The organism is Streptomyces formicae (assembly GCF_002556545.1).
Taxonomy (GTDB): Bacteria; Actinomycetota; Actinomycetes; order Streptomycetales; family Streptomycetaceae; genus Streptomyces; species Streptomyces formicae_A.
Map to the genome: position 1 here is coordinate 972,542 of NZ_CP022685.1, position 12,529 is coordinate 985,070.

Below are 12,529 nucleotides of genomic sequence, written 5' to 3' on the forward strand. Positions count from 1 at the left end.
TGGCGGACGCCCCCGCGGTCAGGGGGTCGTCCTCGCCGAGGGGGCATCTTCGCCGAGGGCGCGGCCGCCCGCCATCCCTGTGACGCGCCCGGCGCGGACGAGCGTGCCGCTACAGACGCGCCGCCAACAGCTCCTTGGTGTACGCCTCTTGGGGCCGCTCGAAGACGTCGTCGCGGGTGCCCGTCTCGACGATCTCGCCGTGGTGCAGCACCGCGACGCGATCGCAGAGGTGGCGGACGACGGCGAGGTCGTGCGAGACGAAGAGGAGCGAGAGCCCGAGTTCGTCGCGCAGGTCCATCAGGAGGTTCAGGACCTGCGCCTGCACGGAGACGTCGAGCGCGGAGACCGGTTCGTCGGCGATGATCAGGCGCGGCCGTGGCGCGAGGGCCCTGGCGATGCCGATGCGCTGGCGCTGTCCGCCGGAGAACTCGTGCGGGTAGCGCGGCAGTTGGTCCGCGCTGAGGCCGACCTGCGTCAGGAGTTCGGCGGCCCGGTCGCGGCGCTCGCGGCGGCTCATGTCCGTGTGGACGCGCAGCGGCGTGGTGACGATCTCCTCGACGGTGCGGCGCGGGTTGAGCGAGGCGTACGGATCCTGGAAGACCAGTTGGACCTCGCGGCTGAGCTCCCTGCGCAGCGCGGTGTCGTCGGCGGCGCGCGCGATGTCCCTGCCGTCGAAGCGGACGGTGCCGCCGCTCGGCCGCTGAAGCCCCGCGAGCACCCGGGCCGTGGTGGACTTGCCGGAGCCCGACTCGCCGACCAGGCCGAGCGTCTCGCCCTCGGCCAGGCGCAGGCTGACGCCGCGCACCGCGCGCGTGGGCTCGCGGCGGCGGCCGAGCAGGGTGCGCCGGCCGCCGAACTCCACGCGCAGATCGGAGACTTCGGCGAGCGACGGTCCGGCCTCGTCCGGCCTGGCGCGCGCTGTCGTACGGCTCTTCGGCTCCGGTACGTCGACCGTGGGCAGGCGGCTGCCCGGCACCGTCTTCAGGGAGGGCGCCGCGCCGATGAGCGCCCGGGTGTAGGGGTGGTCCGGCGCGGTGAGCACCCGATGGGTGGGGCCCGTCTCGACCATGTGGCCCTCGCGCATGACCAGCATGCGGTCGGTGGCGGCGGCGACCATGTCCACGTCGTGCGTCACCAGGACCACGGCGGTGCCGAACTCGCGCTGCAACTCGGCCAGCAGATCGAGGACTTGGCGCTGGACACGGGCGTCGAGCGCGGTGGTCGGCTCGTCGGCGATCAGTACGTCGGGGTGGTTGATCAGCGCCATCGCGATCATCACGCGCTGGCGCATGCCACCGGAGAACTGGTGCGGATAGTCGCGGGCGCGGGCCCCCGCGATCCCGACGCGCTCCAGCATCTCCAGGGCCCTGGCCCGCACGCGGTCCCTGCTCGCGTCCTTGTGGTGGAGCCGGTAGGCCTCGCCGAGCTGGTCGGCCACGGTGTGGAAGGGCGAGAGCGAGGCGAGGGCGTCCTGGAACACCATCGCGATCCGGGCGCCGCGCAGCGCCTTCAGCTCGGCCTCGGCCGCGCCCACGACGTCGGTGCCGACGACCTCGACGGTGCCGCTGACGGTGGTGCGCGAGGGATCGTGCAGTCCCATCGCGGCGAGCCCGACGGTGGACTTTCCGGAGCCCGACTCCCCCACCAGACCGAGGACTTCACCCCGAGCCAGGTCGAAGGAGATGCCTTCGGCGGCGGTGACGGGGCCCCGCGCCCCGGTGAAGGAGACGGTCAGGTCGCGCACGGAGAGCACGGTGTCCTGCCGCTCGCGCACGGCGGGCACGGTGTCCTGCTGCGGCGTCATGCGAGCCTCACTCTCGGGTCGAGCCAGGCCACGACCAGGTCGGCGACGGCCACGAAGACCACCACGAAGAAGGCGGCGATCAGGACGGTGCCGACGACGGTCGGCAGGTCGTTCTGGGTGACGGCGTCGACGGCGAGCTTGCCGACGCCGCTGAGCCCGAAGACCGTCTCGGTGATGAACGCCCCGCCGAGCAGCGCCCCCACCTCCAGGCCGAGCAACTGCACCACGGGGCCCGCCGCGCCCCGTGCGGTGTACTTCAGGTGTGTGCGCAGGACACCGAGACCCTTGCCGCGCGCGGTCCTCACGTACCCCTCGTGCATCACTTCGAGGAGCTGGGCGCGGGAGAGCCTGGCGAACACGGCGGCGTTGACGAAGCCGAGCACCAGGCAGGGCAGCAGCAGCCCGGCCGCCCAGGCCGCCGGGTCCTCGCCCGGCGGGGTGTAGCCGGGCAGCGGCAGCCAGCCGGTGGAGTACACGAGCAGGTACTGGAGCGCGTAGCCGAGGAAATAGATCTGCACGCTCGCGCCGATCAGCGTGAAGCCGGAGAGCACCCGGTCGCTCGCGGAGCCGCGGCGCAGCGCGGAGACGAACCCCACCCCGATGCCCAACACCAGGATCACGGCGAGCGCGCCACCGGCCAGCGAGAGGGTGACGGGGAAGCGGCTGGTGATCGCGGAGAGCACCGGCTCGTGGAGCGTGTACGAGTAGCCGAGGCAGGGCGCGTGGCAGGCGATGGCGCTGCCGTCGACGTCGCTGATGGTGCGGCCCGCGAGGAGTCCGCGCAGGTAGTCGCCGTACTGGGTGAGGATCGGCTGGTCCAGGCCCATGCTGTGCCGGACCGCCGCGATCTGGGTGGCGTCGCACTTGGGGCCGCAGGCGATGGTCGCTGGGTCGGACGGCGCGGCGTAGAAGAGGGCGAAGGCGGTGGCGGAGATGGCGAGCAGCACCACCGCCGCCTGGAGCCCTCGTCTGATCAGGTAGGTGAGCATGGGTCAGGACTTCTTCAGGTACAGCCAGGCGGGGCTGATGGTGCCGTAGATGGGGTGGATGAAGGCGCCGCCGACGTTTGCGCCGCGCGCCTGCTGGACGCGCTGGTGCAGGAACGGCACGAGCGGCACATCCTTCATGATCTTGTCCTTCTCCAGGGTGATCAGCGCCTCGGCCTTCTTCTCGGCGTCGCCGATCTTCGCGATGCGGTCGAGCTCCTTGTCGACGGCCGGGTTCTTGTAGCGCGGGTCGTTGTCGAGGGAGTCGCGGCGGCTGTCGAAGCGGTAGGGCACGCCGGTCGCCGGGGTCGGCCAGTCGACCGAGCTGCCGGACATCCACAGGTCGTACTTCGGGTCGGCGTTGCGCGCGACCTCGTTGGTGAACGCGGGCAGCGGCATCGGCTTGGTGACCAGGGTGATGCCCGCCTTGGCGAACGCCTCGACGAGGACCTGTGCCATGCGGTCGTTGGCGGCGGTCGACTCGTAGGCGTAGCTCAGGCTCTTGACCGGCTTCTCGGCCTTGGCGAGGTGCTCCTTGGCCTTCTTGATGTCGCCGGTCGGCGCCACCGGGTAGAGGTCGTACTTCTCGTAGCCGACGATGGCGGGCGAGGAGTACGTCGTGGCGATGTCCCCGACGCGCGGGCCGCCGAGCGCCTGGCGGGCCTGCTGGCGCGGGAAGAGGTAGTGGATGGCCTTGCGGACCTCGGGGTCGGCGACCCGGTCGTTCCTGGCCACCAGGTGGTAGGTGAAGGCGCCGCGCCGCCCGTCGACGACGAGCTGCTTCTTCTTCGGGTCGCGGGTGGCCTCGCCGTACAGCTCGGGCGGCAGTTCGTTCTTGGTGGTGACGGTGTTCGCGCCTTCACCGCGCCCGTTGAGGATCTCCTGGGCGGTGTTGAGCTCCTTCTTCTCGAAGGTGAACTCGAACTTGTCGGCGTACTGGTGGCGGATCGGGTCGGTCGCGGCCTTCCAGTGCGGGTTGCGCTCCAGGGTCATGCTCTGGTTCTGCCGGTGCTCGACGATGCGGTACGGGCCGGTCGCGAAGGGCTTGAGGTCGTACTTGGTGCCGGTGTCCTTGTCGGGGCGTACGGGCGAGGAGGAGGACTGCGCGGCCATGAACGGCACGTCGGACTGCGGCTCAGCGAAGTGGAAGACGATCGTCTTGTCGTCGGGCGTCTCGATGCCCTTGAAGTCGCCGTCCTTCTTCGGGCCGCCGTACACCGTGCGGGCCTTGGCGAGGTCCTGCTTGCCGGTGAGCCACTGCGGCCAGTAGGGCGGGCCGAGTTCGAAGCCGGGCGCGAAGGTGCGCTCGATGCCGTACTTGACGTGCTTCGACGTGATCGGCTTGCCGTCCTCCCAGGCGATGCCGTCCTTCAGGCGGTACGTCCAGGTGCGGCTGCCGTCGGAGGGCTTGCCGGTGTCGGTGGCGAGGTCGCCGACCAGCTTCGGTTTGCCGTCGACGACCTGGTACTGGGTCAGCTGACGGCCCCACAGGAGGGAGGTGTTGTAGGTCTCGCCCGCGTAGATCTTCTGCGGGTCGAGGTGGGAGGAGTCCCTGAGGTTGGCGACGTGGACGGTGCCGCCGCGCCTTGCCCCCTCGACGGCGGGCGCGGGTCCCGCGCTGTCCTTCGCGGTGCCGATGCCCGCGGTGAGGTTCGCCTCATCGGCCACCGACGGCGCGCCGTCGCCCTTGGCACCGGCCCCCGACGAGCAGGAGCAGAGCACGAGCGCGGCGGAGACGGCGACGGCGGCCGGTACGACGGCGGCACGCGGACGGATTCTGGGCATGACGGACTCCCTTGCGGAGATGACGGGGTGAACTGGCGGTGAGGAGGAGGGCTCAGCGGCGCGTACGGGGGTCGAGCGCGTCCCGCACCGAGTCGCCGAGGAGGTTGAAGGCGACGACGAAGACGAGGATCGTCACGCCGGGGAAGAACATGTACGTCGGGTCGTCGTAGAAGACCTCGGCGCCTCGGGCGATCATCCGCCCCCAGTCGGGGATCGGCTCGCTGATGCCGACGCCGAGGAAGGAGAGCGCCGCCTCGGCGGTGACGATGCCGGGCAGGGCGATGGTGATGTGCACCAGGACCGGCGCCCACACGTTCGGCAGCAGCTCGCGCAGCACGATGTGGCGGCGGGACGCGCCCACGGCCCGGGCCGCGTCGATGAACTCCCGCTCCCGCAGGGAGCGCACGGTGGTCCGCAGCATCATCGCGAGCGGCACCCAGCCGAAGGCGGCGAAGACCAGGACGAGCACGGTGAACTGCATCCACGCGGGCTCGTTCTCGTCGGGCGAGACGAAGCGCGTCTGGATGACCGGGCTGAGCGCGAGGAGCAGCAACAGCGTCGGGAAGGCGAGCAGCACGTTGCAGACGAAGGTGAAGACGCGGTCGGCGAGCCCGCTGAGATAGCCCACGGTCACCCCGAGCACGACGCCGATGACGGCGATCAGCGCGATGGAGGCCACGGCGACGGTCAGCGAGGTGCGCACCCCGTACAGGAGCTGGGTGAACACGTCGCGGCCGAGCCCGGGTTCGATGCCGAACCAGAAGTCGCCGGAGATCCCGCCGTTGGGCAGCACGGGGAGGCCCTCGGCACTGAGCAGGCCCGGCTCGTTCTGGCCGTAGTGCTCGGTCGGATTCCTGCCGTAGAGACGGGCGACGAGGGGCGCGGCGACGGCGAGCACCGCGAAGAGCAGCACGACGCCGAGCGAGGCGAGGCCGACCCGGTCCTTGCGGAACGCCTTCAGGGCCACGGCGTACGGGCCTCGGGGCTTCTGCGTCTGTACGTCGGCCATGCGCTGCCGTGCTCCTGGTTCTCGCGCCCGCACCGGGTCGCGGATGCGGATCGTGGAATGCGGTCCGGCGGCTCGGAATGGGTGGTCCGCGCCGGGTTGCGGAGAATTACAACACCGTGGGAAGCGGCGCTGCCACATGCGCGGAAGACGTTCGCGACGAACGTGAGCGGTACGTTTCAGGAGCCTTTCCGAGTGCCTGGAATTGTTCATGCCGCGGCAACAAGTGCGGGAATTGTTCGCCACGAAACAGGACATACAGCCACGCGCGGCCACACCTGCGCGTTACCTTGTGAACTCGCCCACACTCCTTCACATGCAAGCTACTGCGATTTCACAACCTGTCATTCAAAGGCTTGAAGCGAGAGTGACCACTTAATCCCTCCGAAGCACCGCGCAGGCGTGCGAACGCTTCCCACATGGCCCAACACTCATCCTTTGCAGTGCTCTTCTTATGAAGCGCGGATCGGTTGAATGGCACGGGGCGCCCTTCGTGCGAGCCTCCTCCACGAGTCTTTGTCCATGTGAGGAGCTGATGTGCAAGTGACCCTCCCCTCCCTAGTCCATTCCGGATTGAGGTACCTCTGCCTCCTCGGTATCGCCGCCGGAACGGGCCTGTCCACCGCGCCCGCCGTCGCGCAGACCGCCTCGGTACCGGGCCACGCGCCCGCCGCGGTCGCCGCCGCGAAGCCGCTGCCCGGCGGGCTCGGTCCGTGCGTCCCCGGCAACTGCCCGAGCGGCCCCTATCCGCCCATCAACAACGGGTCGATCCAGTACCGCGACGATGCCATCAACGTCTACGTGGGCCAGGACTTCCTCGTCCGTGAGAAGGCCGCGGAGGCCGAGGGCCGCGTCGTGGTGCTCGGCGACTTCGACCAGGACAAGGCGACCGGGGTCAGCGGCATCTACAACGTCGGTGAGGCCGGTGTCGGCTCCCGGGTCACCCCTTCCGAGGGCTCCGACTGGCTCACCACCGGCGGCGACGTCAAGGTCGCCTCGGGCGAGCGGCTGCTCGCAGAGAAGGGCGTGGTGCGGCACGCGGGGGACGCCACCGGCACGATCGTCAGCACCGTGACCAAGGACCCCGACGCCGCCAAGCCCTACGTTCCGCTGCGCAACCAGCTCACCGAGGCCAGCCAGTGCTACGCGCACCCGACGGGCCCCGGCAGCACCCGCACGCCCACCGGCACGGCCACGCACGCGGGCGGCGAGACGCTGTTCAGAGGTGACAACACCTCCAAGATCCAGGTCTTCAACGTCGACTTCGACCTGATGGGCGGCTCGGGCGGCCAGGAGGGCATCCGCTTCGAGGGGATCCCCGACGACGCCACGGTCCTCGTCAACATCCTCGGCACCAACCGCACCATCAACACCTACAGCGGCACCATCGACGACAGCAGCCAGCTGAACCAGATGCGTAGCCGTCTGCTGTGGAACTTCCCCGACGCCACGTCCGTCGAGATCAAGGGCACCGGGCAGTTCCAGGGCAGCGTGCTGATCGGCGACCAGGGCTCGATGGCCACGGTCAGCGTGCCGGGCATGAACGGCCGCTTCTTCACCACCGGTTCGCTCACCCACACCAGCGCGCCGTCGGGCGGTGGCGGCCAGGAGTTCCACAACTACCCCTTCGAGGGAGACCTGCCCGACTGCGCCCTCGCGCCCACCGTGGGCGAGGTCAAGGTCGTCAAGACCGACGAGGACGGCGGCAAGCCGCTCGCGGGCGCCGAGTTCGAGCTCTGGCACGAGACCAACGGCGTGGACGGCCTGCAGACCGACGGCGCCGACCCCGACAAGCAGATCGGCAGCCCCTGCACCACCGACAAGCCCGGTGAGTGCGTGCAGACCGTGCCGCTCGGCACGTACTACTGGCGCGAGACCAAGGCTCCGAACGGTTACGAGCTGCCCTCGCCGAACGTGTTCGGCCCGCTGGAGCTGACCGAGGCCAACGCCGACAAGGGCGTGTCGGTCTCCGCGACCAACAAGAAGAAGCCGGTCGTGGTCAAGGGCGACGTCACCGTCGTCAAGAAGGACAAGGACACCGGCGACCCGCTGCCCGGCGCCGAATTCCAGCTCTGGCACGAGACCAACGGCGCCGACGGCCTCCAACAGGACGGCCCCGACCCCGACACCAAGGTCGGCACCCCCTGCACCACACCGGCCACGGGCACCTGCCACAAGAACGTCAAGACCGGCACCTACTACTGGGTCGAGACCAAAGCCCCCAACGGCTACGACCTCCCCGACCCCGCCGTCTTCGGCCCCCTGGAACTCACCAAGGCCAACGCCTCCAAGGGCGTCACCGTCACCGCGGACAACAAGAAGAAGCCCGCCGTGGTCAAGGGCGACGTCACCGTCATCAAGAAGGACAAGGACACCGGCAGCCCGCTGCCCGGCGCCGAATTCCAGCTCTGGCACGAGACCAACGGCGCCGACGGCCTCCAACAGGACGGCCCCGACCCCGACACCAAGGTCGGCACCCCCTGCACCACACCGGCCACGGGCACCTGCCACAAGAACGTCAAGACCGGCACCTACTACTGGGTCGAGACCAAAGCCCCCAACGGCTACGACCTCCCCGACCCCGCCGTCTTCGGCCCCCTGGAACTCACCAAGGCCAACGCCTCCAAGGGCGTCACCGTCACCGCGGTGAACGTGATGCACCGACGCCCCGGGGTCACGGGCAGGATCAGCGTCGTCAAGCAGGACAAGAAGACGGGCAAGCCGCTGGCGGGCGCCGTCTTCCAGCTCTGGGAGGACACCAACGGCAAGCCGGGTCTCCAGACGACCGGTGCCCGCCGTGACTCCCTGGTCGACAGCGGCTGCGCCACGGACAACCGGGGCCGCTGCGACTACCGCCACCTCGAACTCGGCACGTACTACCTCAAGGAGACCGCCGTCCCCGACGGCTACGTCCTGCCGAAGAACACGGTCAGCGGCCCGCACAGGGTCACCGCGGGCAACGCCGAGAAGGGCGTCACCGTGAAGCTCAGCAACCAGCGCGGTGGAGGCAAGAAGGGCAAGTGACCCACGAAGGGGCCGGGTGAACACCCGGCCCCGCTCCCCCGCACCGGGCACGGACGGCGTCAGCCGCCCGTGCCCGGCTTCGTTCCCCAGATGTAGAGGCGGTCACCCTTCTTGAGCAGGGCGTACAGCCGCGCGGCGTCACCCACCGCCATGTTGACGCAGCCCCCGGACCCGGACGAGAACAGATCCGCGCGGGTGCCGTGCAGGGCCTGCCCGCCGTTGAAGAACTGCGCGTACGGCATGGCCACGTGATAGATCGTCGAGAAGTGGTCGCGGTTCTTCCAGTAGATCCGCTGCCAGCCGCGCCGGGTCTCCAGGCCGTCGCGTCCCGTGCGGACCGGGACCGGCGCGAAGACCAGCTTCCGGCCCGTCTGCACCCACAGGATCTGTCGCGTCAGGTCCACACACGTGACCCGGTACGGCCTGACGGGACACCCGCGCCGGGCGGCCGGATCCCGCTTGACGTGGTCCGCGACGACGAGGCGGTACGTCCGCAGCGTCGCGCGTCCGTCCGCGGGGCGGATGCCGAGCCGCTGCTGCAGCCGCCTGATGGCCACGCAGTCCGCGGTGGACTGGCGGCCGTCGACGGGCAGCTTCAGCTCGCGCTCCAGCTCGCGTTGGTAGGGGGCAGGGCCCCCGCGGCACGGCGCGTCGGCCCCGGCGGGCGCCGCCGACGCGTGGACTGCGGGAACGGCCAGGGACAGGGCGGCGATCGAGGAGATGAGCCAGCGCATCGCCCCAGCTTCGCCGCCGCGCGGTCCACCGCCCCGCGACACGGCCCGACTAATCCCACAATTGAGCCGGTCGGGCGACGCCCGCCGCCCTGCCGGGCCGTCCCCGTCGCGTCAGTCGTCCAGGACCCCCAGGTCGAGGCGGTCGAGGGCCTCGCGGTCCGCGACGACATCGATCCCGGTGATCCGCTCCTGGTCCTCGCCGAACGTGAAGCGCAGGACCAGACGCAGCCGCCCGAGCGGGGCCATCACCAGGCCCACCGTCCCGTCGATGACCGCGAGCCCGGTGTACTGGGCTCGTGCCACGGCCGCCATCGCACCCTTCGCCACGGCGACGTCGCCGCGCACCACGACGGGTTCGGGCGTGGGGATGACCGACGGGTCGGCGTGCAGCACCACGTCCGGGTGGAGCAGCGTCACCAGCGCGTCGAAGTCCCCGCCGCGCGTGGCGGCGAGGAACGCCTCGGCCACCACGCGCTGACGGGACAGGTCGGCGGCGGGCAGCGGAGAGCCGCCCTTGACCCGGCGGCGTGCGCGGCTCGCCAACTGCCGGGTCGCGGCGGGGGTGCGCTCGATCATCGGGGCGATCTCGTCGAACGGCACGGCGAACGTGTCGTGCAGGACGAAGGCGAGCCGCTCGGCGGGCGCCAGGGTGTCGAGGACCACCAGGAGCGCCTGGCCGACCGAGTCGGCGAGCAGCGCCTCCTGTTCGGGGTCACCGCCCTCCTGGCGCACCGGGCCCACGTCCGGGGCCAGGGTCTGCAGCGGCTCCTCGCTCCGATGGGCCCGCGAGCGCAGCATGTTCAGGCAGATGCGGCCCGCGACCGTCGTCAGCCAGCCGCCGAGGTTCTCCACGTCGCTGATGTCGGTGCGGCTCAGCCGCAGCCAGGTCTCCTGGAGCGCGTCGTCGGCCTCGCTGAGCGAGCCGAGCATGCGGTAGGCCACCGACCGCAGATGAGGTCTGTGCTCCTCGAAGCGTGCCGCCAACCCCGTGATGTCGTCCACCGTGTCTCTTTCGCTCGTGCCATGGGCCGTCGCGACGGATCCGCGCGGCCCGCCCGAAGGTACCCGGCGCCGCGCGGCGCCCGCGCACCGCCCGTGCCCACGACCTGCCGTGCAACCTCGATGCAACGTCCCGCGCGCTGTCCTGGTGCCATGACCCACGACGAGAACGAGCCGCACGGCAGCCCCCGCGTGGAGTTGACCCCCGGCGCCGCCGACCTGGTGCGGCGTCTGACGCGGGACCACGGGCCGCTGATGTTCCACCAGTCCGGCGGGTGCTGCGACGGCAGCGCGCCGATGTGTTACCCCGAGGGCGAGTTCCGCACCGGTGCGTCGGACGTGCGGCTCGCCTCGCTGACGGTCGAGGGCGTCGCCGAGCCCGTGGCGTTCTGGATGTCGAAGAGCCAGTACGAGGTGTGGAGCCACACCCGGCTGATCGTGGACGTCGTGCCGGGGCGGGGCAGCGGCTTCTCCCTGGAGGCGCCCGAAGGCGTCCGTTTCCTGATCCGTTCCCGGCTGGTCGGCAGCTAGCGGCCGTCCCGGAAACAGCCCGTCACCGTCCTCTGGTGCACTCTCCGACAGCCCCTCACACTGGGGCCGTTGGCAGCCCGGAGACACCGGGGAACACCGGAGTGCACCAGGGGTGGGACAGTGACGAGAAGACGTGAGCGTCGGTTCAGAACGGTCAGCACGGCACTCGCCGCGCTGACCGCGCTCGGCACGCTGGCCGGTGTCGCTCTCACGGGAGCGGCACCGGCCAGCGGCGCTTCGCCGAAGGCGGCGGCCGGTCCCGGCACGGCGAGGACGTCCGCGATAGCGCCGGGCGTGACCTACGGCTACTTCGACATCCCGACCGCACGCGGCACGGCCCGCGCCCATGTGCTCGACGTGGACCTGCGCGATCCGCGCACCGGCGTCGGCCTGCTCTACCCGGGCGCGGTCGCCGCGCGGGCGCCCGTCTCCGCGCTCGCGGACGGCGTCGGCGCCGTCGGCGGGATCAACGGCGACTTCTTCAACATCAGCGAGACCCAGCATCCGGGCGTGGAGGCGACCGGCGCGTCGGTCGGCCCCGCCGTCGCGAACGGCCACGCGCTCAAAGGAGCGGTGCCGAACGGGCAGCGGTTCGGGCCCGCCATGCCGCCGGGAGTGACCACCGAGGCCGTACTCGGTGTGGGGTACGACCGGCGTGCGCGCATGGACGACCTGTCCCTGGACGGGACGATCCGCACGCCCGACGCGCGGCTGCCGCTCGGCGGCCTCAACCAGTACGCGCTGCCCGTCGGTTCCGTCGGCGCGTTCACCAGCGACTGGGGCGTCGTCTCACGGCTGCGCTCCACCTGCGGCACCGACACCAGCCGCGGCGCGCCGTGCAGCACGGACACCCACGAGGTGACGGTGCGCGGCGGGCGCGTCGTGGCGTCGGCCGACGCGCCGGGCACCGGTCCGATCGCGCGGGGCAGCACCGTGCTGGTCGGCCGGGAGGCGGGTGCGCAGCAGTTGCGGAAGCTCTCCCTGGGCGACCGGGTGCGGGTCAGCCACCGCCTCGTCGCGGCCGATTCGCGCGTTCCGTTCAGCTTCGCGCTCGGCGGCTACCCCGTGCTGCGGGACGGCGCGCCGCTGCCCGGCCTCGACCCGACGGCGTCGGCGGTGCGCACGGCGGCCGGGATATCCGACCACGGGCGACGGCTGCTGCTGCTCTCCCTCGACGGTTCACCGGAGTACCGGGGCGGCCTGACCGTCGCCGAAGTCGCGGACACGCTGCGGGGGTTGGGGGCGACGGACGGCTTCAGCCTGGACGGCGGCGGCTCCTCCACCCTGGTCGCCGCCACGTCGACCCTGGTGGCGCGGGCGCCGGGCGCCGATGCCGTGACCGTGCGCAACAACCCCAGCGGCGGGGCGGAGCGCCCGGTGCCGAACGGCATCGGCGTGTTCTCCCGCGAGTGACCGGGCGCGCCGGACTCAGGGCCGCAGCCCGCTGACGATGTCGGCCGTGGCCGTCAGGCCGTTGTGGATGGTCGGCGCCATGCTCGAACCCGCCAGGAAGAACCCGAGGAGCGCGCAGACCACGGCGTGCGAGATCTTCAGTGCTCCGCTGCGCAGGAAGACCACCGCCAGGATCACGAGCAACAGCACCACAGAGATCGAGACAGCCACCGGACGTACCTCCTCCGCCACGCGGGACCGCGGCTTT

The 12,529-nt window shown here is 71.1% G+C and carries 10 protein-coding genes; 3 read left to right on the forward strand and 7 right to left on the reverse strand.

The features are described from left to right. Positions 1 to 109 precede the first annotated feature (109 nt). From KY5_RS03790 to KY5_RS03805, 4 genes are read right to left on the reverse strand one after another with little or no spacing between them, the layout of a single operon-like run. Complete coding sequence (locus KY5_RS03790; RefSeq protein ID WP_234362600.1) at positions 110 to 1,804, reverse strand: dipeptide ABC transporter ATP-binding protein; 1,695 nt, start codon at positions 1,802 to 1,804, stop codon at positions 110 to 112. Next, positions 1,801 to 2,793 carry an ABC transporter permease gene (locus KY5_RS03795; RefSeq protein ID WP_098240838.1) on the reverse strand — a complete coding sequence of 331 codons (993 nt, stop codon included), beginning with the start codon at positions 2,791 to 2,793 and terminating at the stop codon, positions 1,801 to 1,803. Before KY5_RS03795 ends, KY5_RS03790 begins: the two co-directional genes overlap by 4 nt. A gap of 3 nt (positions 2,794 to 2,796) precedes the next feature. Beyond that, on the reverse strand, positions 2,797 to 4,575 hold the full coding sequence (locus tag KY5_RS03800) for an ABC transporter substrate-binding protein (RefSeq protein WP_098240839.1): 1,779 nt from the start codon (positions 4,573 to 4,575) through the stop codon (positions 2,797 to 2,799). A 52-nt stretch (positions 4,576 to 4,627) separates the two neighbouring features. Next, on the reverse strand, positions 4,628 to 5,584 hold the full coding sequence (locus KY5_RS03805; protein ID WP_098240840.1) for an ABC transporter permease: 957 nt from the start codon (positions 5,582 to 5,584) through the stop codon (positions 4,628 to 4,630). A 570-nt stretch (positions 5,585 to 6,154) separates the two neighbouring features. On the opposite strand from KY5_RS03805, the gene KY5_RS03810 reads away from it, so the two are divergent. After that, complete coding sequence (locus KY5_RS03810; RefSeq protein WP_098240841.1) at positions 6,155 to 8,605, forward strand: SpaA isopeptide-forming pilin-related protein; 2,451 nt, start codon at positions 6,155 to 6,157, stop codon at positions 8,603 to 8,605. A 59-nt stretch (positions 8,606 to 8,664) separates the two neighbouring features. Here KY5_RS03810 and KY5_RS03815 read toward each other — a convergent pair whose 3' ends face one another. Beyond that, complete coding sequence (locus KY5_RS03815; RefSeq protein WP_098240842.1) at positions 8,665 to 9,339, reverse strand: L,D-transpeptidase; 675 nt, start codon at positions 9,337 to 9,339, stop codon at positions 8,665 to 8,667. A gap of 111 nt (positions 9,340 to 9,450) precedes the next feature. Next, complete coding sequence (locus tag KY5_RS03820) at positions 9,451 to 10,341, reverse strand: sigma-70 family RNA polymerase sigma factor (protein WP_098240843.1); 891 nt, start codon at positions 10,339 to 10,341, stop codon at positions 9,451 to 9,453. A gap of 150 nt (positions 10,342 to 10,491) precedes the next feature. On the opposite strand from KY5_RS03820, the gene KY5_RS03825 reads away from it, so the two are divergent. Both KY5_RS03825 and KY5_RS03830 read left to right on the forward strand, forming a co-directional pair. After that, positions 10,492 to 10,869 carry a DUF779 domain-containing protein gene (locus tag KY5_RS03825; protein WP_098240844.1) on the forward strand — a complete coding sequence of 126 codons (378 nt, stop codon included), beginning with the start codon at positions 10,492 to 10,494 and terminating at the stop codon, positions 10,867 to 10,869. A 120-nt stretch (positions 10,870 to 10,989) separates the two neighbouring features. Continuing rightward, positions 10,990 to 12,282: a phosphodiester glycosidase family protein gene (locus KY5_RS03830; protein ID WP_098240845.1), complete on the forward strand. Its 1,293-nt coding sequence runs from the start codon at positions 10,990 to 10,992 to the stop codon at positions 12,280 to 12,282. 15 nt (positions 12,283 to 12,297) lie between these two features. Here KY5_RS03830 and KY5_RS03835 read toward each other — a convergent pair whose 3' ends face one another. After that, a complete protein-coding gene (locus KY5_RS03835) occupies positions 12,298 to 12,492 on the reverse strand; it encodes a hypothetical protein (protein ID WP_098240846.1) in 195 nt (64 codons plus the stop codon). Between the last annotated feature and the right edge of the window lie 37 nt (positions 12,493 to 12,529).